This is a genomic window from Micromonospora sp. WMMD735 (genome assembly GCF_049178995.1).
In the GTDB taxonomy this organism is placed as follows: Bacteria; Actinomycetota; Actinomycetes; order Mycobacteriales; family Micromonosporaceae; genus Micromonospora; species Micromonospora wenchangensis.
The window spans coordinates 874,204-894,233 of the sequence record NZ_JBMHMJ010000002.1; the positions used below are offsets into that span (position 1 = coordinate 874,204).

Sequence of the window (20,030 nt, forward strand, 5' to 3'; positions counted from 1 at the left end):
GGTAGTAGCCCGGGGCCCACGACTCGGGAGAGAGATCATCACGATGACACAGGCAACGACGCCGGTGCCGGGCGGCAGGTGTACGACGGAGCCCGCGGGCCGGTGAACGTGGACATGCGGGAGCTGACCATCGACACGCTCGGGGTACTGGAGACGGCCGCCCTGCTGCGGGAGCTGACCGCGGGGCTGATCGCGGTCGACGACTTCGACGAGGCGCTGACCGAGCTGGTCCGGATCGCCGCGGACGCCGTCCCGGGGGTGCTCTGGTGCGGCTTCACCGCGCTACGGGCCGGCGAGCCCGCCGGGGTGGCCGCGTCGGACCCCCGGCTGGCCGAGCTGGACGACCTGGGGCACGGTGCGGAGTCACCAGCGATGGACGCCATCCGCCGCCGCGAGATGATCATCGCGACGGATCTGACCGCCGAGGACCGGTGGGTGGCCTGGACCGACCGCGCCCGCCGGCTCGGCGTGTACGGGGTGATCTCCGCCCCGGTGGACGTGGACGAGCGGGCGATCGGCTCGATCAACCTGTACGCCGGCCGGCACGGCACGCTGGGCACCCGGCACCAGCTCACCGCGATGCTGCTCGCCGAGCACGCGGGACTGCTGCTGGCCGCCGTACGGGACCGGGCCAGGCGGGCCGAGCGGGACAGCGAACGCGATGGCGCGCTGCTCGGGGAGAACGTCGTCGGCCAGGCCGTCGGGGTGATCATGACCCAACGGGGCTGCCCGGCGCCGGAGGCCCTCGACGTGCTGCGCAGCGCGGCGTCCTCGCTGGACATCCCGCTGCGGGAGGTGGCCGAACGGCTGGTCACCACCGTCTCCCGCCCCCGCGAGTCCTGACGACCGCGCGGTTCGGTCGATCCACGCACCGGGACCCACGCACCGGCATCGGCGTGTGGCGATGCCGCTACGTCGCCGACCCTGATCCCGGTACGACCTCGGCCGACGGTGTCGTTTCTCTCCGGACCCGCGAATCACGGCCCGACCGTTTCGTCGAAGCGACCCGCGGGTAGCACCCTGGACCGGTGAGCTGAGCCGACCCCGGGGAGGAAACGATGGAGAGCCGCCTGAGGGTGCAGGGGCATCCCATCCAACCGATGCTGGTGACGTTCCCGTTCGGGCTCTTCGTCAGTGCCACCGTGTTCGATCTCGCCGACGTCGCGGGCGGCCCGGCGTTCCTCGGCGAGGTCGGCTACTGGACGGCGATCGCCGCGCTGGTGGCCGCCGGGCTCGCCGCCGTCGCCGGCATGATCGACCTGTGGGACGTACGGCCGGGGCCGCACCGTCGCACCATGGTCACCTTCAACATGGTCAACGCCGGCATGGCCGCGCTCTTCCTGCTGTCCTGCCTGGTCCGGGCGGATGCCCCGCAGCGCGGTGCGAGCGGGGTGCTGCTGGTGACGGAGCTGGTCGCGCTGCTCGTCGGTGCGGTCGGCGTCGGGTTGGGCACCCGGCTGATGCGGCAGTTCGAGTCCGGTCGCCGCGAGCCCACCGGGTTCGACACCCTCGACGGTGTCCCCGCCGGCTCCACCGTGGAGATCCTCCACCCCGCCCCCTGATCGCGTCCCCGCCCCCTGATCGCCGTCGCGGCGTCTGGCCGGGGTCACGGAGGTCCGCGCCGACCCCGGTAATCCGGTTGCCGACCGTGCGGAGCTGCCCGAGGGTGGGCGCATGGTCGAGCCGAGCTGTGCGGAGTTGATCGCCGAGGCCGCTGCCGCGCCCGTCGACGGCTGGGGCTTCGGCTGGCTGGACGGACGGGCCACCGAGGAGCGTCCACCGTGGGGCTACGCCCGACAGGTGGCCGCGCGGATGGCGACGGTCACGACCGCGCTGGACATCGACACCGGCGGGGGAGAGGTGCTCGCCGAGCTGCCCCAACCGCCGCCGCTGCTGGTCGCCACCGAGGCGTGGCCGCCCAACGTCGCCCTCGCCCGGCGTACGCTGCGGCGGGTCGGCGGCCGGGTGGTGCAGCTCGCTCCCGGGTCCCGGCTGCCGTTCCGGGAGGCCGCCTTCGACCTGGTGACCAGCCGGCACCCGGTGGACACCGGATGGGCGGAGGTCGCCCGGGTGCTGCGCCCCGGCGGGTGCTTCCTGTCCCAGCAGATCGGCGCCGGCACCATGCGGGAGCTGAGCGAGGCGGTGCTGGGCCCGTTGCCGCCGCCGGCCACCCGGCACACCGCCCCGGCGGTGGCCGCCGCCCGGGCCGCCGGCCTGCACGTGGTACGGCTGGAACGGGCCACCCTGCGGGCGGTGTTCCACGACGTCGGCGCGGTGGTCTGGTTCCTGCGCAAGGTGGTCTGGACCGTGCCGGACTTCGACGTCGACCGGTACCGGCCGCAGCTCGAACGGCTGCACGCCACCATCCGCGCCGAGGGCGCCTTCGTGGCCCACTCCCGGCGCTTCCTGATCGAGGCCGTCAAGCCGACCGACGGGCCCGCCTGAAGGTCCGATCATGATGTGCGATGGTGCGGCCTGCCGGCGCGGGCACGGCGCACCGTCGGCCCCGACGGGTTGATCAGGTCCGCCGGGTGGTGAGCATCGTCAGCATCTCCGGCAGGTCGAAGAAGCGGGCCGTCTCGACCGCCGAGGGGGTCCCGTGGTCGGGGTCGGCTCCGGCGTCGAGCAGGGCGCGTACCGTCTCGGCGTTGCGCCGGAACACCGCCGCGGCGAGTGCGGTCTGCCCCCGGTCGTTGACCCGGGTGTGGTCGGCACCCCGGGTCAGCAGGGCCGTGACGGTCTCCGGACGGGCGTGGTAGGCGGCCAGGATGAGCAGCGTGTCGCCCTTGTCGTTGGTCAGGTTGACCGGCAGCCCGGCGTCGACGTGGCCACCGAGTTCCGTGGCCTCGCCCGCGCGGGCCAGGTCGAACATGCGGTGGGCGAAGGCCAGCGTCTCGGCGTCGAACTCCTCGGTCATCGGTTCAGCCTAGAGGCCCGGGCCCGGTGACCGCCGGTGACGGGAGCCGGCCCGCCCGGCGCGTCCCAACATTCGGTATTACCTACTAAACCTATAGGCTTTACAGTCTAGAGTGTCGGGGGACGCATCACACGGGAGAAGCCATGACCAGCATCCACGCCACCGACCTGCTCACCGTCGCCGCCCGGTACGCCGACCCGACCACCTGGGCGGTGCCGCTGCGGTTCGACCGCGCCGAGCGGTGGTACGCCCGGCTCGCCTCGGCCGACGACCACGAGGTCTGGGCGTTGAGCTGGCTGCCCGGGCAGGGCACCGACCTGCACGACCACGGCGGTTCCTCGGGAGCCTTCCTGGTCGTCGCCGGCGAGCTGACCGAGCAGACGGTCTCCGGTGGGCGGTTGCGCCCGCACCGCCTCACCGCCGGCTCCGGTCGCCGGTTCGGCCCCCGGCACGTGCACGTGGTGACCAACCGTGGCGACCAACCGGCGGTCAGCGTGCACGTCTACCTCCCCGCGCTGCGTCACATGACCCGCTACCACCTCGTCGACGGGCGGCTCCGGGTCGCCGAGATCGCCCACGCCGGCGTCTCCTGGTGACGCCGCCCGCCGTTTCCCCCACCTGTCGGCTCGCCCCTGGAAGGACCGCGACGATGCCGCAACACGCCACCCTCACCAAGAGCTGTCCGGCCCCACCACCGGGTTCGCGCGGCATCGACGAGATCCTCGCCGAAGCCCGCACCCGACTGCGTCGGCTCGACCCCGAACAGGCGCACCTGGCCTGCCGGGGCGGGGCGATCATGGTCGACATCCGGCCGGCCGCCCAGCGGGCCGCCCACGGCACCGTGCCGGGCGCACTGGTGATCGAGCGCAACGTCCTGGAATGGCGGCTCGATCCGCGCTGCCCGGCCCGGCTGCCCGAGGCGGTCGACTACGACCTGCAGGTGCTGGTGATCTGCCAGGAGGGCTACACCTCGTCGCTGGCCGCCGCCGCGTTGCAGGACATCGGCCTGCACCGGGCGACCGACGTGGTGGGCGGCTTCGTCGCCTGGCGGATCGCCGGGTTGCCGGCCCTGGGCCCGACGCACCGTACCCCGTCCTTCGCGCCGCCGGTGACCGCCGGCCGGACGCCGCACTGACCGTCGCGCCCCACCGGGCGTGGCGGACGCACCGCCACACAGGAGGCTCTGATGTCCCTCGTCGCCCTCACCGCGCGTCCGCACCCGCCGGGCCGTCCCGACCGGGTGATTCCGGGTCGGCCCCGCTCCACGCCCTCGCTGACCATCACCCTCGACCTGACCGCCGGGCCGCTGACGCCCCGGCTGGCCCGCCTGGTCGACCTGCTCGGCGAACTGGCCGAGGCGGGGGAGGGGGTGGTCCGGCTGAGCGAGTCGTCCGCGCCGCGCCTGCTGTCGTCGCTGCCGGCCCCGCGTCCGAGGTCGGTGGTCGGGGAGCCCGCGCCGACCGACGACCACCCGGAGACCCTACGGATCTTCGCCGGCACCCGGGTGGTGCGTCAGGGCGACCGGGAGATCCCGCTCACCCGCATCGAGTTCGACCTGCTGCTGTTCCTGGCCGAACACCCGCACCAGGTCTTCACCCGGCTGCAACTGCTCGCCAACGTCTGGGGGTACGAACACGCCGTCGCCCGTACCGTGGACGTGCACATCAGGCGGCTGCGCGCCAAGCTCGGCGCGGACACCCCCCTGGTGACCACCGTGTACGGGGTGGGCTACCGGCTCGCCGACGAGGCGAGGGTGCGGGTCGACCGGTTCCGCTGACCCCGTCGACCATTCCCCGACGCACCCGGCTCCCCCCGAGCCGGGTGCGTCGCCGCGTGCCGACCGTGATCCGACCGGCGGGCACCCCCGTACCCGGGCGCGTCGACGCTTCTGCTGTAATCATCTGGCTCGTACGCAGAGCGAGGGATCGGCTGCGAAGTGTTCGTCAATTGTCACATTCATGCAACGCGGTCGCCCCTTGACCCTCGTCCAGGGGCCGGGAAGCATCGATGCAGCGGCGTCCCGGGCCGTGGGGAGATACCCGGACCAGCCCAAGGAGGACCATGTCGGTCAGCCCCGCATCGTCGCGCGCCGGATGGCATACGTCCCAGCCCTCGGTTCCGGGTCGGCCTCCGGGTGGTCAGCGTCGCCCCGCCAACGCCGCCACCCCGGTGCTCACCGTGACCCTCTCCATTCCGTTGGCCAACGAGGAGTCGCTCACCCCGCCGGCCCGCCGGTTGCTGGAGGCGGCCCGGGAGATGCTGGAACGCGGCGAGTGCACCATCGCCACCACCGGCGTTCCCGCCGAACGGCGACCCGAGCAGGTCCCGGCCGGCCGCTCGGCGGGGCGTTCCCTCGCCGCCACCATCCCGATGCTGCACATCCTGGCCTCCTCCCGCTCGGTGCTGCGCGACGGCGAGCCGCTGCCGCTGACCCGGCTGGAGTTCGACCTGCTGCTGCACCTGGTGGCCCACCCCCGCCGGGTGTTCACCCGGCTGCAACTTCTCAACGCCGTCTGGGGCTACGAGCACGCCGGGGTGCGCACGGTGGACGTGCACGTGCGTCGGCTGCGCGGCAAGGTCGGCGTCGACGTCCCGCTGGTCACCACCGTCTACGGGGTGGGCTACCGGCTCGCCGACGACGCCCGGGTCACCGTCGACCGCACCGGCTGAACGGTCCCGGCCGGACCGCTGCCACCGCCCGGCGGCCACCGTCGCGTGGCGGCCCCACCGCCCGGCGGCCCCACCGCCCGGCGGCCACCGTCGCGTGCGGCCCACCGGGCCGCCTCCATGGTGTCGCGCCGCCGACCGAATCCGGCGAACGGCCTGAACCACCCGATCCCCGAGGTTGCCGTCGGCAAAAATTTCGTCGCTCCGAGTCCCGTCTACCGGACCCGCGGTCAGGTGCCGCCGGGTCCCGCTGCCGGGTCGACGCCGGACCCGCCGTGGTGACCCGACCGGCGTGTCCGGGGGCGGGGACGGACGCCACCACCGCCCGGTGCGCGGGCCGTCGGATCGGTCGCCGGCCCACCGGGCACGATGGTCGGATGCGTGTCCGTCCGATCTCACCCGAACGGCTCGTCACCGAGCTGACCGAACGGCTCCTCACGGTCGCGTCCGGGCCGACCGCCGACGGGTCCGCACCGCCGGCCCACCTCCGGGTCGCGGTGGACGGTCCCCCCGCCGCCGCCCCGGACCGGCTCGCCGACGCGCTGATCGACCCGCTGCGTGCCGGGGGACGCCCGGCGCTGCACCTGCACGCCGGGGACTTCCTGCGGCCCGCCTCCGTCCGCTTCGAGTTCGGCCGGACCAACCCGGACGCCTACTACGAGGGCTGGATCGACGAGGCCGGCCTGCGCCGGGAGGTGCTCGACCCGGCCGGCCCCGGCGGCACCGGGCGGGTGCTGCCCTCTCTCTGGGACGCCCGGACCGACCGGGCCAGCCGGGCGGCCTACCAGGAGCTGTCGCCCGGCACGGTGCTGCTGGTCAGCGGGGCGCTGCTGCTCGGCGGGGGACTGCCGTTCGACGTCGCCGTGCACCTGGTGCTCTCGCCGGCCGCGTTGGCCCGGCGTACCGACCCGGCGCAGCGGTGGACCCTGCCCGCCCTCGCCCGGTACGCCGACGAGGTCGCCCCGCAGTCCTTCGCCGACGTGGTCCTGCGCGTCGACGACCCCCGGCACCCGGCCTGGGTGCAGCGGGCCGACGGGGCCGGCTGAGGCCCTGCCGTCCCGGCGGGTCGCACCGGGCGGCGCGACAGCCCGATCCGTCGTGACGACGGCGGAAACCGGTGGTTTGGCGGGACGGCGCGGTGGGTAATCGCCGCACTCACACGGTACGGATGATCTCACCGTGCCCACCGAGCCCGGAGTGTGCCCTCAGGCCGCACCGGTCCCAGGAAAGGCAGGCAGCGATGCTCGTCCACGACACCGTCGGTACCGCCCGCACCACGGCGGAGGCCGACCAGATCCGGGCCTCCCTGCGGGCCCGCTACGACGAGCTGTCCGCGGAGTACGAGCAGGCGGTCGCGCAGAGCCAGGTGCTGCGGCTGGTGGAGGTCGGTGACACCGCCGGCGACGACCAGGCCGACAGCGGCACCAAGACCGCCGAGCGGGACACCGCCCAGTCCCTGCTGCGCACCATCCTCGACCGGCGGGCCCAGTTCGAACACGCCCTGTCCCGGCTGGACGAGGGCACCTACGGCTTCTGCGAGGGCTGCACCGCGCCCATCCCGGTGGAGCGGCTGGAGATCTTCCCGTCCGCCACCTCCTGCGTCGGCTGCAAGCAGACCCGGGAGCGGCGGGCCGCCTGAGCCTGCGGCACCGCCACCACCACCCGGACACCGGCCCACGCCGCCCACCGGGCGTCGACCGGTCGACGTGACCTGCCCCACCCCCCGCTGATCGGCCGCCAGGGAGCCGAGAACGTGGCGGTTCCCCCTGCCCCGTCCCGCTGACCGGCTCCTTGGAGCCGGTCAGCGGGACGGGGCAGGACGATGCCGCACCGGCACGACGCCCGATCACCCGGCCCGCGCTTCACCCCGGTCGGGTGAGGACGACTCACCCCACCGGCGGGCAGCCTCGACGGTGCCGGCCGCACCCGCGGTCGGAGCAGACCCGGTCGGGCCGACGGTCCGGCGGGCAGCGGTCGGGACGACCGGGCACGGGTACGGAGGTGACCGAGATGACGGCACGGGTGGTGGCGGATCCCCGACGTGGTGCGGTGCTGCACGTCGTCGGCACGGGTGGCGACACCCGTCGACCGGAGCGGCCCGGACGGTTCGGCAGCCCGGCCCGGCAGGGTAGGGGCCCGTCGGGGCCACCCCGACGCGCCGACGACCGGCGTTGGGGCGGCGAACCGAAGGACGGGGGGTGACCCGATGGCCGAGCAGCTGATGTCGGCGTTCGAGTCCTCGGTGGACAAGACCAACCTGATCCTCAAGGACATCGAGGACGCGTACGGGTGGCCCCGGACACGACGCAACCAGTCGTACGCGGCACTGCGCACGGTGCTGCATCTGCTGCGCGACCGGATGACCGTGCAGGAGTGCGCGGAGTTCTCCGCCCAGCTCCCGGTGCTCGTCCGGGGCATCTACTTCGACGGGTGGCGGCCCGAGGACGTGCCGGTCAAACTCAACCGGGACGACTTCCTCTACGAGGTCCGGCAGGGCTTCCCCTACGACGTCGAGGGCGGCCCCGAGCGGGTGACCCGGGTGGTGCTGGACGCCCTGCGCCGGCACGTCACCCAGGGCGAGTGGCAGGACGTGAAGGCCGGCATGCCCCGTGACCTGCAACGGTTGATTCCCTGAACCGACCGGCCCTGGACGGGCGAGCCCGTGCGGCCCAGGGCCGGCGATCGGTCCCGCGCGTCGGACGGGCCGTCTACGGTGTGGTTAGAGAAGATCGTGTGGGGGGTACCACCCGCGTACGACAGACCCCGCCCTGCGGCGGGGCGGCACACCCGAGGGAGCACCCATGGCACTGAACGACGACGACATGCAGACCACCAGCGGCGGCGGCCTGGAGGGTCCGGCCGACGGTGGCGCGACCCCGGGTCAGCACGACGGTGGTGCGGACGGCAGCGCGGAGGGTCCGGCCGACGGCGGGGCGACCCCGGGTCAGCACGACGGTGGTGCGGACGGCAGCGCGGAGGGTCCGGCCGACGGCGGGGCGACCCCGGGTCAGCACGACGGTGGTGCGGACGGCAGCGCGGAAGGCCCGGCCGACGGTGGCGCGACGCCCGGTCAGCACGACGGTGGCGCCGACGGCAGCGCCCGCTGACCCACACCCATGACGACCATCGACCCGCCGGGCGGCCACCGCCGCCCGGCGGTCCCGTCGGCCGCGACGCGGGCGCTGGAGCGCTGCGTCAGCGTCGAACCGGCCAAGTTCGCCGCCGCCCACTGGGGCCGCGCGCCACTGCTGTCGCGGGCCGCCGAGCTGCCCAACCCCGACGGTTTCACCGACCTGCTCAGCCCGGACGACGCCGACGAGCTGCTCAGCCGGCGCGGGCTGCGTACCCCGTTCCTGCGGGTGGCCCGCGACGGCCAGTTGGTGCCGGCGGCCCGGTTCACCGGCGGCGGCGGCGCGGGCGCCGAGATCGGCGACCAGGTCCTCGACGAACGGATCCTGGAGCTGTACGCCGGGGGCGCGACCCTGGTGCTGCAGGGGCTGCACCGGCTCTGGCCCGCCCTGATCGACTTCGCCCGTGACCTGGGCACCGCGCTGACCCAGCCGTTGCAGGTCAACGCCTACCTCACCCCACCGGGCAACCAGGGTTTCGCCACCCACTACGACACCCACGACGTCTTCGTGCTGCAGGTCGACGGCCGCAAGCACTGGCGGATCCACCCGCCGGTGCTGATCGACCCGCTGGAGAAGCAGCCCTGGGGCGGCCGGGCCGACGAGGTGTCCGCCACCGCCGACGGGCCCGCGGCGTTGGACGTGGTCCTCGAACCGGGTGACGCGCTCTACCTGCCGCGCGGCTGGCTGCACAGCGCCCAGGCGCAGGAGACCAGCTCGCTGCACCTGACCGTCGGCATCCGCGCGTTGACCCGGTACGCCCTGGTCGAGGAGTTGCTGGCGCTGGCCGCCGAGGATCCCCGGCTGCGCGCCGGGCTGCCGTTCGGTACCGACGTGGCCGACCCGGACGCCATCGAGCCCGAGCTGACCGAGACGGTGGAGGCGCTGCGCGACTGGCTGCTGCGGGCCGACCCGGCCGCCGTGGCCGCCCGGCTGCGCAGCCGGGCCTGGCCGGCCGCCCGGCCGGCCCCGATCCGGCCGCTGGCGCAGGCCGCCGCGCTCACCGCGCTCACCGCCGACAGCCGGATCGCCCCCCGCCCGGGGGTGCGCTGGCAGCTCAGCCCGGCCGCCGACGGCCGGGTGTCACTGCGGCTGGTCGACCGCACCGTCACCCTGCCCGAGCAGTGCGCACCGGCCCTGCACGCCCTGCTCGGCTCCACCGGGCTGCGGGTGGGCGACCTGCCCGGCCTGGACGACGACGCCGACCGGCTGGTGCTGGCCCGCCGGCTGCTGCGGGAGGCTGTCGCCGTCCCGGCGTGAGCCGCAGTTGCCGTCCCGGCGTGAGTCGCAGTTGCCGTCCCGGCGTGAGCCGCTGTTGCCGTCCCGGCGTGAGCCGCTGTCGCCGTCCCGGCGTGAGCCGCTGTCGCCGTCCCAACGTGAGGTCACCGGTCGCCGTGGCGGGTGCCACCCGGACCGCCCCGGGCCACGCCCGGGGCGGTCAGCGGGCCGACACCAGCAGCAACACCGTGGTCAGCACCCCGGCGGCCAGCACGATCGCCAGCGGTCGGGGGCCGAGCAGGGCGTGCCGGCGGTCCGCCAACCGTTTCGCCGGAGCCAGCCCGGCCACCGGGCCGAGCAACGTCACCACCAGCGCCAGCACCGGCATGCCCACCGCCAGGTCGCCGCCGTAACGCTCGCCCACCGCGCGGGCGGCGGCCCCCAGGGCGTACGCGACGACCGCGCCGGCCACCCCGCAGAGGGCGAGCAGCGGGTTCACCGACCCCGGCAGCTCACCGCGCTGGCCGGCCCGGTCCAGCAGCTCGCGGACCCCGCGCAGCAGCGGCACCGGGTCGCCGGCGACGTCCCTGGCCGGCCCCGGCGGGTCACCGGGCCGCCGGGTGCCCAGCCGGGACCGTAGCTCGGCCCAGAGGTGCCCCACCTCGGCGTCGACCCGCTCCAGCATCGACCGGGCGTCGACGACCTCCTGTTCGGCGTCGCGGAGCTGGGTGGTGGCCTGCGTGACGGCCCGCTCGGCGGCGGCGCACTGCTGGTCGTGCCAGGCCTGCGCCTCGGCCCGCTGGGCGGCCACCCGGCCGGTCAGCTCGGCGAGCCGGCGCACGTGGGCTGCGTAGGTGTCACTGGGGACCGGTTCGTTCATCGGGACGGACCATAAGGGATGATCACCTGTCCGGTGCGGTGCACCGCCCGGTCGAAGAAGAGCCCCCGCCACGGACGCGGGTACCAGTCCGGCCCGCCGGAACCCGGGTAGAGCGCCGAGCCCAGCTCGCCACCCTGCACGTCCAGGGCCACCCAGGCGCCGATCTGGTCGGTGCGGGCGGCCGGCCCCCCCAGGTCCGCCCGCATCCGGGCCACCCCGCGCCACCAGGCCAACACGTGGGTACGCCGTTCCGGCCCGTCGTGCAGGATGCGGCGCAGCCGGTCCAGGCCGGTCGACCCCGGCGAGCCGGTCGCCAACGCCCCGGCCGCCGCGTCGACGGCGAACAACAGCAGGTAGTGCGGGGTGCCCGGGGTGCCGGGGCGGGTCAGCGCGGTGGCCGTCTCGGCCATCAGCTCGGCGACGGTCTCCTCGTCGTACCAGGCGGCGTCGTCGGCGAGGTCCTCGTAGAGGGCGCGGGCCGCCGGGTCGGCGTCCGGGTCGAGGCAGGCGATGGAGAACCGGGCGGTGCCGGGGCGGTGCTGGCGGGCCAGCGAGCGGGCGGCGGCGTCGAGCACCGCGCACGCCTCGTCGACCCGGGTGCCGAGGACCGCGAGGTTACGGCCCGGCGCCCGGGGCAGCCGCAGCACCGCCGACCGGGCCTGCACGTCGATGATCTCCCCGAGCACCGCGACCGGGCCGCGCGGTGCGGCGTCGCCCGGCGGCGGGGTGAGGGCCCGGAAGTCGGGGGCCTCGGTGAGGCGGGGGATGGCGTCACCGTCGAAGAGCCGCGCCGGGGCGGCGTCGGCCGGCCGCATCCGCCACAGCCGGTGCTGCAACTCGCTCCACGTCTCCCAGTCGCTGGCCGACGGGATGCGGGCCACCTCGTTGCCCTCGGTCAGGCCCGACTCGGCGTTGACCACCGCGTGGTAGCGGGGCAGCGCCTGCGCGGCGTCGTTGCGTTCGGCCAGGATGCGCAGCGCCTTGGGCAGCGCGATCCGCAGGGTGAACTGGGCGACCAGCGCGGGCCGGCCCCACAGCGCCTCGATGCCCCGCACGTCCTGCGAGGCGAGCACCAGGTGGATGCCCTGCGAGCGGCCCCGCCGGGCGAGGTCCTCCAGCAGGTCGGCGGCCTCCCGGGCCACCACGTCCCGGCCGGCGAGCAGCGCCTGGAACTCGTCGACCACCGCGACGATCCGGGGCCAGTGCCCGGCCGGGTCCACCGCCCGCAGCTCGGACAGCTTGGTGACCTCGTGTTTCTTGGCCGCGTCGGCCCGGCGGCGCAGCTCCTCGGCGAGGAACCGCAGCAGCGCCAGGCCGAACTCCCGGTCGGTGTTGACGTTGATGCCGACCAGCCGCATGTGCGGCAACCAGCTCGGGTCGCGCCGGCCCTGGGCGAACCGGGCGAAGGACACCCCCTCCTTGAAGTCGAGCAGATAGAACTCCAGCTCGGCGGGGGAGTAGCGGGCGGCCAACGCGCCGATCCAGGCGAAGATGAGGTTGGTCTTGCCGGTGCCCGAGGGCCCGCCGATCAGCGCGTGCGGGGGATAGTCGCCGAGGGTCAGCAGCACCGGCCGGCCGTGTGGTCCCTCCCCGATCGGGGCGGTCAGCCCGTGCGCCGAGTCCTCCTTCCACATCTGCTCCGGCGGCGGCAGCAGGTCGGTGAAGGGGGTCGGCGGCGGGCCGGCGTTGACCCGGGCGGCGATCTCGCGGCAGGTCTCGGTGACCAGGGTGGCCGGCGGGGGCGGGTCGAGGCGTACCGGGGGACCGGGCGGGGTGCCGATCCGGGTCCCGTCCGCGCCGGTGCGGACCCGGGTCAGGCCGGGGTCGTCGGGCAGCTCGATGCCGCGTACCACCAGGTGCACCCCGCAGGCCGCGCCGGTGCGGACCACCCGGTCGAGCTGGCCGCGCTCGTGCCGGGACAGCTCGTCGCCGCCCAGCAGCACCGCGACCCGCCACGGCTCGGGCCGCCGTCCGGTGGCCGCGGCCAGGGCCCGCAGCGAGCCGTACTCGCCGGCCAGCACCGTCTCGTTGATCCGGCGGATCTGTTCGACCAGGTCGTCGAGGAGTCGGGCCAACCCGCCCGGCCCGACGAAGGTCAGCAGCCCGGCGGTGCCCAGCGGGGCGAAGCCGGCGAGCCCGCCGCCGAGGTGTTCGGGGTCGTACCCGTAGAGCCGGACCGTGCCCGGGTCGGTCCGGCCGACGCCGCGCAGCAGCAGCGCCGAGACCACCGCCTCGGCACCCTCCCGGTCGTCGCCGTGCAGCTGCACGTGACCGGCGTCGAGCAGCGGCACCAGCGCCGGGACCGGTTCGGCGTCGGCGACCCGCAGGGTGCCGACCCGCAGCGGGCCGGGACTCTCGCCGCGTCCGGCCGGGGTGACCTGCCAGTGGGACCAGGGGGCGCTGGCCGCGCCGGGGGCCTCCCGGCGGGCCGCGTCGGCGGCCCGGCGGGCGAGTTCGGCGAGCCGCGCGGCGTGCCGCCTGTCGATCTCGGCCAGCCGCCTGTCGCGTTCGACGCCCACCCGCTCCGGCACCTCGGCGGCGGCCCGCCGGACCCGGGCGAGCCGGTCCCGGGCGGCGGCCAGCTCCGACTCGGCCGTGGCGACCCGGGTCCGGGTGACGCCGAGCGCCTCGGAGAGCATTCCGCGTACCCGCGTCGCCAGTTGGGCCCGCAGATCAGCCACGGGGCCCACCGTCCGCCCACGGGCTCCTCGGGCGGGGCGGGGCCGACCCGGCGGGCGGCGGCGGGGGCGTCGGCTCGGGCCGGCGGTGCGGGGTCGGCTCGGGCCGGCGCGGCGGACGGGGCTCGGCGTGCCGGTCGGCAGGCGGTCGGGGCGACGACCGGTCGGGTTCCGGTGCCCGCTGCGGCACCTGCTCCCGCTGCGGGTCGCGGTCCTCGCGGGGCAGGTCGCGGCCGAGCCGGGCCAGCAGCACGCCGGTCAGCACCCCGGCGGTGACGGCCGGGTCGGCGGCGTGCGGCTGCTCCTGCCCGTCCTCGCCCCGGCGCGGCGGGGGCATCCGGCAGACCCGGGTGAGCAGGGTGTGCAGCACCGGTGGTGGCAGACCGGGCAGCAGGTCGCGGACCCGGCCGTCCAGTTCCCGGCGCAGCCGGGGCAGGTCGTCGGCGCGGGGCGGATGCCCGAGCAGTTCCCCGGCGAGGTCGCGCAGCAGCGGCGGGGCGATCGCGGCCAGCCCGAGGCCGACGTCGGCGTGCGCGGCACGCAGCTCCCGGTGCAGCCGGTCCCGGTCGCCGGAGCGGATGCCGGCGACGACCCGGTGCAGCAGTTCCCGGGAGTCGGTGACCCGCTCGTCCGGCTGCTGCTCGGGCGGGCCCTCCCGGCCGCCGGTCAGCTCGGCGACCCGGACCGCCCACCACCGCTTGACGGTGGGGTCCTCGTCGGCGGCCGGTGCCGGGGCGGCCGGCGGCGCGGTGGTGTCGCCCCGGGGCCCGTCGTGGCGTGGCGCGGGACCGTCGGCGCGGGCCGGGGGCGGGCCGTCGGGGGCCAGCCCGATCGCGGCGAGGTAGCCGGAGAGCTGCTCCTGGGCGACCCGCAGGGCGTGCCCGGCCGACTCGGCGTGCTCGGTGGCGGCGGCGAGTTCCGGCACCCCCATCGGGTTGGCCGACTCCTGGCGTACCCAGCGCAACCGCTCGGTGGCCTGGCCGAACTTCTCCAGGGCCAGGGCGAGCTGGGCCAGGGGGAACTCCTCGGCGGCGGCCCGTACCTGGGCTCCGACGTCCTCGACGATCGACACGGCGCTCCGCTACAGCGACGACACGTAGAGCTGCGCCTGTTCCACCGCGACGAGCGTCGCGGCGAGACATTCCTCCAGCTCCTGGCCGGCCTGGGTGAGGGAGGCCTGGGCGGCCTCGACGGTCTCGTGCCCGCTGCCCTCCAGCGCCCCGGCGAGGGTCTGCTGCGCCTCGGCGAGTTTCTCCCCGGCGGCCTGGACGGCGCTCTGCCCGTCACCGATCTGTTGGAGGGCGATGTCGATCGCGGCCTTCAGCTCGGCGACGCTCGCCACGGGTGACCTCCTGGGGGCGGGGAGATCTCCATTACAACGTATACCCGACGGGGAGAGAACATCCGCCCTGGCGGTGTTGCCGCCCCGTCGTCCGGTTACCGCCCTGACGTGCGGGAAGCCGCCGACCCGGTCCCGACAGCGGGACACCGAATCCTGTCGACGGGACCGCCCCGGCGGGGTGCCGCGCCACCCGTCTGCGCGGCGGACGGAGGTCAGGAGGGCAACCAGCGCGGACCGTACACCTCGGCACCCAGCTCGCCCACCCGGCCGCGCAGCTCCCGGTCGGCGGTGACCACCAGCCGCCGCCGGTCCGCCGACTCGCGGACCAGGTCGACGATGGTGTCGTCGCCCGAACCGGGGGCCGCGACGGTGCGTACCCCGGCCACGCCCGGCACGTCGCGGGCCGCGCCCTCCACCACCAGCACCACCTCGACGGGCGCCGGCAGCTCCGGGGGCACGCCCGTGTCGGCCACCGGGACCAGCCGGTCGCGCAGCCGGGCCGCCGCACCGGCCCGGTCGTGCCACCAGCCGTCCGGCCGGGAGCCGACCACGTTCGCACCGTCGACGATCAGCAGCGGATGGGTGTCCATGCCCCCACCCTGCCACCTGCCGGCGTTTGTCGGGGCGACCGTCGGGTAGCCACCGGCGATCGTGTCGCGCCTGCGTGTCGCCCCCGGCGGCCCGGCCGCGCCCGAGGAGCGGAGGACAGACATGATGGGACCCGGTGACTTCGGCTCCGACCCGTGGGACGAGTTCCTGGCCCGGTACTTCGGTCGGGGTGAGGGCGGACGCCGGCCGGCCCATCGGGTCGACATCACCCGGCTGATGACCGCCGACGCCCGGGAGATGCTGGCCGACGCCGCCCGACGGGCCGCCCAGAAACACAGCACCGACCTGGACACCGACCACCTGCTCTGGGCGGCGTTGCAGCGCGAGCCGCTGCGCGACCTGGTACGCCGCGCCGGCGCCGACCCGGACACCCTGGTCAACGCGCTCGGTGGCCGCGCCGACGGCGCCCCGCGCGGCGAGGTGCCGCCGAACCTCTCCCTCACCCCGGCGGCGAAACGGGCGTTGCTCGACGCCCACCAGCTCTCCCGGGCGATGGGGGCGAACTACATCGGCCCCGAGCACATCCTGATGGCGTTGCCGCTCAACCCCGAGTCGCCCGCCGGTCGGATGCTCGCCGCCGGCCGGATCCAGCCCGAGTCGTTGCAGGCGGCGGGGGCCGAACGCGGGGCGACGGCCGGGCCGAAACCGGACCGGGGTACGCCCACCCTCGACCAGTACGGCCAGGACCTCACCGACCTGGCCCGCAACGACCAGATCGACCCGGTGATCGGCCGCGCCGACGAGATCGAGCAGGCGGTCGAGATCCTGTCCCGGCGGACCAAGAACAACCCGGTGCTCATCGGCGAGGCCGGCGTCGGCAAGACCGCCATCGTGGAGGGCCTTGCCGAGCGGATCTGCGACGGTGACGTGCCGCAGACGCTGCTCGGCAAGCGGGTCGTCCAACTCGACCTGGCCGGCCTGGTCGCCGGCACCCGTTACCGGGGCGACTTCGAGGAGCGGCTCAAGAAGGTGATCGACGAGATCCGGGCCCACCGGGACGAGCTGATCATCTTCCTGGACGAGATCCATACCCTGGTCGGCGCGGGCGGCGCCGGCAGCGAGGGCGGCATGGACGCGTCCAACATGCTCAAGCCGGCCCTGGCGCGGGGCGAGTTGCGGGTGATCGGGGCGACCACGCTGGACGAGTACCGGCGCAGCATCGAGAAGGACGCCGCCCTGGCCCGCCGGTTCCAGCCGGTGCTGGTGCCCGAGCCCGACGTCGAGGACACCGTGGCCATCCTGCGCGGCCTGCGGGACCGCTACGAGGCCCACCACCAGGTCCGGTTCACCGACGAGGCGTTGGTCGCCGCCGCCGAACTGTCCGACCGGTACGTCACCGACCGGTTCCTGCCGGACAAGGCGATCGACCTGATCGACCAGGCCGGCGCGCGGGTCCGGCTGCGCACCCGGACCCCCGCCTCCGACGTGCGGGAACTGGAACAGCAACTGGAGGACGTCCGCCGGGACAAGGAACAGGCGGTCGCCGACGAGCAGTACGAGAAGGCGTCCGCGCTGCGCGACCGGCTCGCCGAGCTGGAGGCGCAGATCGGGCGGGCCCGGGGCGACGGCGGGGACACCCAGGTGCCCTCGGTCGGCACCACCGAGATCGCCGAGGTGGTCTCCCGGTCCACCGGCATCCCGATCAGTCAGCTCACCGAGGAGGAACGCGACCGGCTGCTGCGCCTGGAGGGCCACCTGCACCAGAAGGTGATCGGCCAGGACGACGCGGTCAACGCCATCGCCGAGGCGGTCCGCCGCTCCCGTACCGGGCTGGCCGACCCGAACCGGCCGATGGGCAGCTTCCTGTTCCTCGGCCCGACCGGCGTCGGCAAGACCGAACTGGCCCGCGCCCTGGCCGAGGCGCTGTTCGGCGAGGCCGACCGGATGGTGCGGGTGGACATGAGCGAGTTCCAGGAACGGCACACCGTGGCCCGGCTGGTCGGCGCGCCCCCCGGCTACGTCGGCTACGAGGAGGCCGGCCAGCTCACCGAGGCGGTCCGCCGCCGCCCGTACGCGGTGGTGCTGCTCGACGAGATCGAGAAGGCCCACCCGGACGTGTTCAACATCCTGCTGCAGGTGCTCGACGACGGCCGGCTCACCGACAGCCAGGGCCGCACTGTCAACTTCAAGAACACCGTGCTGATCATGACGAGCAACCTGGGCTCGGAACTGATCACCGGGGCCCAGCGCACGGTCGGGTTCGGGGTCGGCGCGCAGGGCGACCGGCAGGAGGCCGACGAACTGCGGGAGCGGCTGATGCGCCGGCTCCAGGAGAACTTCCGCCCGGAGTTCCTCAACCGGATCGACGAGACGATCATCTTCCAGCGGCTGGAGGCCGAGCAGCTACGCCAGATCACCGGGCTGCTGCTGGAGGAGACCCGCCGCCGGCTGCACGCCCAGGACATCCAGGTCGACGTCACCCCGGCCGGCACCGACTGGCTGGCCGAACACGGCTACCAGCCGGAGTTCGGGGCCCGGCCACTGCGCCGGGTGATCCAGCGGGAGGTGGACAACCGGCTGTCCCGGATGCTGCTGGAGAACCAGCTCTCCCCGGGGCAGAAGGTCACCGTCGACGCGCGGGACGGACAGCTCACCTTCGACGTGTCCGCCGGCGACCGCGACTACGCCCCGGCCACCACCTCGCATCCCCGATGACCGGAGGGCCGCGATGACCGGAGAGCCGCGATGACCGGAGGGCCGCGATGACCGAACCCGAGGAGACCGAGGAATACGCCGAGCGGACCGCACCCATCCTCGCGCCCCCGACGGCGAACCCGGCCCGGGTGCAGGTGCCGCCGGAGGGCCCGGGGCAGTGGACCGACGACGGGGACCCGGCACCAACCGGGCCACCGGAAGAGGAGGCGTGATGGCACGCGAACAGCGACTCGATCCCGAGGTCGAGCTGATCTGGGAGGACTTCCACGCCGAGGTGAACGTCCCCTCCGAACAGCTGCGGCAGTGGCTGCTGACCCGGGGGTCGGGCGAGGAGGCGTTCGGCCCCGACCCCGACCTCGACCTGCCCGAACCCGGCCGGCAGATCCTGGCGGTGCTGCGCAAACGCAAGGTCGACCTCACCCCGGCCGACGTCGCGGTGATGCGGGCGGCGATCGACCGGATCCGGTCGCTGGTGGACGAGAAGCCCGGCGACGGCAACGCCGACGACGAGTGGCGGCACGCCCTGCTCGACCTGGGCCACGACGTCCTCGTCGAACGCTGACCCGTCGACCGGACCGGGACCGACCCGAACCGGACCGACACGGTGCCGGGCACCCGGGACGTCCGTCCCGGGTGCCCGGCGCGTCGGTGCGGCTACTCGGACTCCAGGCTGGGCAGCCGCAGGCCGGCGGCGTCGGCCGCGTCCTGCCGCTCGGTACGGGTCTGCTCCTCCCGGGTGAGCAGCGTCGCGTACTCGGTGATGTCGGCCGGGTCGGGCACCTCGGGCAGCCGGCGCAGGAACGCCTCGACGTCGCGGGCGGCGGCGGTGTGCGCGGCGGCCGCCCGACGCAGCAGCTCCCGCTGGTCGGCGGCCGGGTAGGGATCGGTCATGCAGGGCTGATACCCGCCGTCACGCCGTTCGCACCCGTGGGGCCGGGCGGGCCGTGCCGGTGTCCCGGGCCCCGAACTCGGGATGCCGCAGCAACCAGGCCAGGTAGTCCGGGTGCGCGGCCAGCGAGTCGGAGTACGCGGCGACCGCGTCGTCCAGGACCGCCTCGGCGACCCGGGCCGCCGGGGATTCCGGGTGCCAGCCGAGCAGCAGCCGCCAGCGCAGCGGGGTACCGGCCAGCCGCCGCGTCACCAGGCCGGCGACGGGGCGGAAGGTGGCCTGGCACAACGCCACCGCCTCGCCGGCGTCGACCAGGTCCATGCAGCCGCGCACGTCGGTCTCGTACACCTTGCGGGGGGTGAACCCGGCGCGGGCGCAGGCGGCGGCGAAGCAGTCGCCGAAGCAGCCGTCGCCCGGGGCGGCCACCCACTGCTCGTGGCGCAGGTCGGCCAGGCCGACCTCGTCGCGGTCGGCCAACGGGTGGGCGGACGGCAGCAGCACCAGCACCGGATCGACGGCCACCTCCCGCCAGGCCAGCCCGAACTCCGCCGGCGGGGTGGCGTCGCCGCACACGCCGGTCAGCGCGAAGTCCAGCCGGCCACCGGCGACCAGCGCGGCCAGCTCGTCGGCCGACCACGACGCGTACGTGGTGATCTGCGCGTGCGGCTGCTCGGCGGCGAGCCGGTGCACCAGCCGGCCCAGGATCGGGCTGTTCACCCCGCCGAACCGGTACCGGCCGAGGGCGTCGTCGGCCCCCGCCAGCCGGGCCGCCTCGTCCTGCAGGCCCTTCATCGCCGGCAGCAGCACCCGGGCCCGGGACAGCACCAACTCACCCAGCGCGGTCGGCCGGGCACCCCGCCTGTCGCGTTCGAACAGCGGACCGCCCAGCGCCCGCTCGATGCGCTGAAGCTGGGCGGTCAGGGCCGGCTGGGCCAGGCCGAGGGTGGACGCGGCCTTCGTCACGCTGCCCGTCTCGGCGATAGCGCAGACCACCCGGAGGTGACGCAGCTCCAGATTCATATGGTGACGGTATGGCCACACGTCGAT

Annotated in this window: 23 protein-coding genes; 15 read left to right on the forward strand and 8 right to left on the reverse strand. The window is 75.1% G+C overall.

What is annotated here, in order from left to right; translation table 11 throughout:
• Nucleotides 1–102: 102 nt before the first annotated feature.
• The 3 genes from ACN268_RS03795 (at nucleotide 103) to ACN268_RS03805 (ending at nucleotide 2,445) form a co-directional block, all read left to right on the forward strand.
• Complete coding sequence (locus ACN268_RS03795; RefSeq protein ID WP_421481745.1) at nucleotides 103–843, forward strand: GAF and ANTAR domain-containing protein; 741 nt, start codon at nucleotides 103–105, stop codon at nucleotides 841–843.
• Between the two features lie 215 nt (nucleotides 844–1,058).
• Nucleotides 1,059–1,562 (forward strand): DUF2231 domain-containing protein, encoded by a 504-nt coding sequence (locus ACN268_RS03800; protein WP_421481746.1) that lies wholly within the window; start codon nucleotides 1,059–1,061, stop codon nucleotides 1,560–1,562.
• 112 nt (nucleotides 1,563–1,674) lie between these two features.
• Nucleotides 1,675–2,445: a class I SAM-dependent methyltransferase gene (locus ACN268_RS03805; protein WP_421481748.1), complete on the forward strand. Its 771-nt coding sequence runs from the start codon at nucleotides 1,675–1,677 to the stop codon at nucleotides 2,443–2,445.
• 73 nt (nucleotides 2,446–2,518) lie between these two features.
• Here the strand turns inward: ACN268_RS03805 and ACN268_RS03810 are convergent, their stop codons facing one another.
• A complete protein-coding gene (locus ACN268_RS03810) occupies nucleotides 2,519–2,917 on the reverse strand; it encodes an ankyrin repeat domain-containing protein (RefSeq protein WP_421481749.1) in 399 nt (132 codons plus the stop codon).
• A 143-nt stretch (nucleotides 2,918–3,060) separates the two neighbouring features.
• On the opposite strand from ACN268_RS03810, the gene ACN268_RS03815 reads away from it, so the two are divergent.
• The 9 genes from ACN268_RS03815 (at nucleotide 3,061) to ACN268_RS03855 (ending at nucleotide 9,972) form a co-directional block, all read left to right on the forward strand.
• On the forward strand, nucleotides 3,061–3,513 hold the full coding sequence (locus tag ACN268_RS03815) for a cysteine dioxygenase (protein ID WP_421481750.1): 453 nt from the start codon (nucleotides 3,061–3,063) through the stop codon (nucleotides 3,511–3,513).
• Between the two features lie 53 nt (nucleotides 3,514–3,566).
• Nucleotides 3,567–4,052 (forward strand): rhodanese-like domain-containing protein, encoded by a 486-nt coding sequence (locus ACN268_RS03820; protein ID WP_421481751.1) that lies wholly within the window; start codon nucleotides 3,567–3,569, stop codon nucleotides 4,050–4,052.
• A 51-nt stretch (nucleotides 4,053–4,103) separates the two neighbouring features.
• Nucleotides 4,104–4,694: a winged helix-turn-helix domain-containing protein gene (locus tag ACN268_RS03825; protein ID WP_421481752.1), complete on the forward strand. Its 591-nt coding sequence runs from the start codon at nucleotides 4,104–4,106 to the stop codon at nucleotides 4,692–4,694.
• A 284-nt stretch (nucleotides 4,695–4,978) separates the two neighbouring features.
• The gene (locus tag ACN268_RS03830) at nucleotides 4,979–5,587 is read left to right on the forward strand and encodes a winged helix-turn-helix domain-containing protein (protein ID WP_421481753.1); all 609 of its coding nucleotides are present in this window, start codon (nucleotides 4,979–4,981) and stop codon (nucleotides 5,585–5,587) included.
• A 374-nt stretch (nucleotides 5,588–5,961) separates the two neighbouring features.
• Nucleotides 5,962–6,630, forward strand: coding sequence for a uridine kinase (locus ACN268_RS03835; RefSeq protein WP_421481754.1), 669 nt, complete (start codon nucleotides 5,962–5,964; stop codon nucleotides 6,628–6,630).
• Between the two features lie 194 nt (nucleotides 6,631–6,824).
• Entirely contained in the window at nucleotides 6,825–7,223 is a 399-nt protein-coding gene (locus ACN268_RS03840) for a TraR/DksA family transcriptional regulator (protein ID WP_421481755.1), read from the forward strand.
• A gap of 567 nt (nucleotides 7,224–7,790) precedes the next feature.
• The gene (locus tag ACN268_RS03845; protein WP_421481756.1) at nucleotides 7,791–8,219 is read left to right on the forward strand and encodes a DUF2267 domain-containing protein; all 429 of its coding nucleotides are present in this window, start codon (nucleotides 7,791–7,793) and stop codon (nucleotides 8,217–8,219) included.
• Between the two features lie 166 nt (nucleotides 8,220–8,385).
• Complete coding sequence (locus ACN268_RS03850) at nucleotides 8,386–8,691, forward strand: hypothetical protein (RefSeq protein WP_145920322.1); 306 nt, start codon at nucleotides 8,386–8,388, stop codon at nucleotides 8,689–8,691.
• Nucleotides 8,692–8,700: 9 nt separating this feature from the next.
• Nucleotides 8,701–9,972, forward strand: coding sequence for a cupin domain-containing protein (locus ACN268_RS03855; RefSeq protein ID WP_421481757.1), 1,272 nt, complete (start codon nucleotides 8,701–8,703; stop codon nucleotides 9,970–9,972).
• Between the two features lie 178 nt (nucleotides 9,973–10,150).
• Here ACN268_RS03855 and ACN268_RS03860 read toward each other — a convergent pair whose 3' ends face one another.
• The 5 genes from ACN268_RS03860 to ACN268_RS03880 all read right to left on the reverse strand — a co-directional run bounded on the left by ACN268_RS03860 (nucleotide 10,151) and on the right by ACN268_RS03880 (nucleotide 15,420).
• Nucleotides 10,151–10,810 carry a hypothetical protein gene (locus ACN268_RS03860; protein ID WP_421481758.1) on the reverse strand — a complete coding sequence of 220 codons (660 nt, stop codon included), beginning with the start codon at nucleotides 10,808–10,810 and terminating at the stop codon, nucleotides 10,151–10,153.
• A complete protein-coding gene (locus tag ACN268_RS03865) occupies nucleotides 10,807–13,491 on the reverse strand; it encodes an FtsK/SpoIIIE domain-containing protein (RefSeq protein WP_421481759.1) in 2,685 nt (894 codons plus the stop codon). The genes ACN268_RS03860 and ACN268_RS03865 overlap by 4 nt, the downstream gene beginning before the upstream one ends.
• On the reverse strand, nucleotides 13,484–14,560 hold the full coding sequence (locus ACN268_RS03870) for a hypothetical protein (protein ID WP_421481760.1): 1,077 nt from the start codon (nucleotides 14,558–14,560) through the stop codon (nucleotides 13,484–13,486). The genes ACN268_RS03865 and ACN268_RS03870 overlap by 8 nt, the downstream gene beginning before the upstream one ends.
• A 9-nt stretch (nucleotides 14,561–14,569) precedes the next feature.
• Entirely contained in the window at nucleotides 14,570–14,830 is a 261-nt protein-coding gene (locus ACN268_RS03875) for a hypothetical protein (RefSeq protein ID WP_088646224.1), read from the reverse strand.
• A gap of 212 nt (nucleotides 14,831–15,042) precedes the next feature.
• Complete coding sequence (locus ACN268_RS03880; protein ID WP_204924512.1) at nucleotides 15,043–15,420, reverse strand: hypothetical protein; 378 nt, start codon at nucleotides 15,418–15,420, stop codon at nucleotides 15,043–15,045.
• Between the two features lie 121 nt (nucleotides 15,421–15,541).
• Here ACN268_RS03880 and ACN268_RS03885 point away from each other — a divergent pair, with 121 nt between their 5' ends.
• From ACN268_RS03885 to ACN268_RS03895, 3 genes are read left to right on the forward strand one after another with little or no spacing between them, the layout of a single operon-like run.
• Complete coding sequence (locus ACN268_RS03885) at nucleotides 15,542–18,094, forward strand: ATP-dependent Clp protease ATP-binding subunit (protein WP_421481761.1); 2,553 nt, start codon at nucleotides 15,542–15,544, stop codon at nucleotides 18,092–18,094.
• A gap of 47 nt (nucleotides 18,095–18,141) precedes the next feature.
• Nucleotides 18,142–18,306, forward strand: a complete 165-nt coding sequence (locus ACN268_RS03890; RefSeq protein ID WP_421481762.1) for a hypothetical protein — start codon at nucleotides 18,142–18,144, stop codon at nucleotides 18,304–18,306.
• The gene (locus ACN268_RS03895) at nucleotides 18,306–18,656 is read left to right on the forward strand and encodes a DUF3140 domain-containing protein (protein ID WP_088646221.1); all 351 of its coding nucleotides are present in this window, start codon (nucleotides 18,306–18,308) and stop codon (nucleotides 18,654–18,656) included. The genes ACN268_RS03890 and ACN268_RS03895 overlap by 1 nt, the downstream gene beginning before the upstream one ends.
• A gap of 92 nt (nucleotides 18,657–18,748) precedes the next feature.
• On the opposite strand, the gene ACN268_RS03900 is transcribed toward ACN268_RS03895, so the two are convergent.
• Both ACN268_RS03900 and ACN268_RS03905 read right to left on the reverse strand, forming a co-directional pair.
• A complete protein-coding gene (locus tag ACN268_RS03900; RefSeq protein WP_421481763.1) occupies nucleotides 18,749–18,985 on the reverse strand; it encodes a hypothetical protein in 237 nt (78 codons plus the stop codon).
• A 19-nt stretch (nucleotides 18,986–19,004) separates the two neighbouring features.
• Nucleotides 19,005–20,003: a LysR family transcriptional regulator gene (locus ACN268_RS03905; RefSeq protein ID WP_204924509.1), complete on the reverse strand. Its 999-nt coding sequence runs from the start codon at nucleotides 20,001–20,003 to the stop codon at nucleotides 19,005–19,007.
• Between the last annotated feature and the right edge of the window lie 27 nt (nucleotides 20,004–20,030).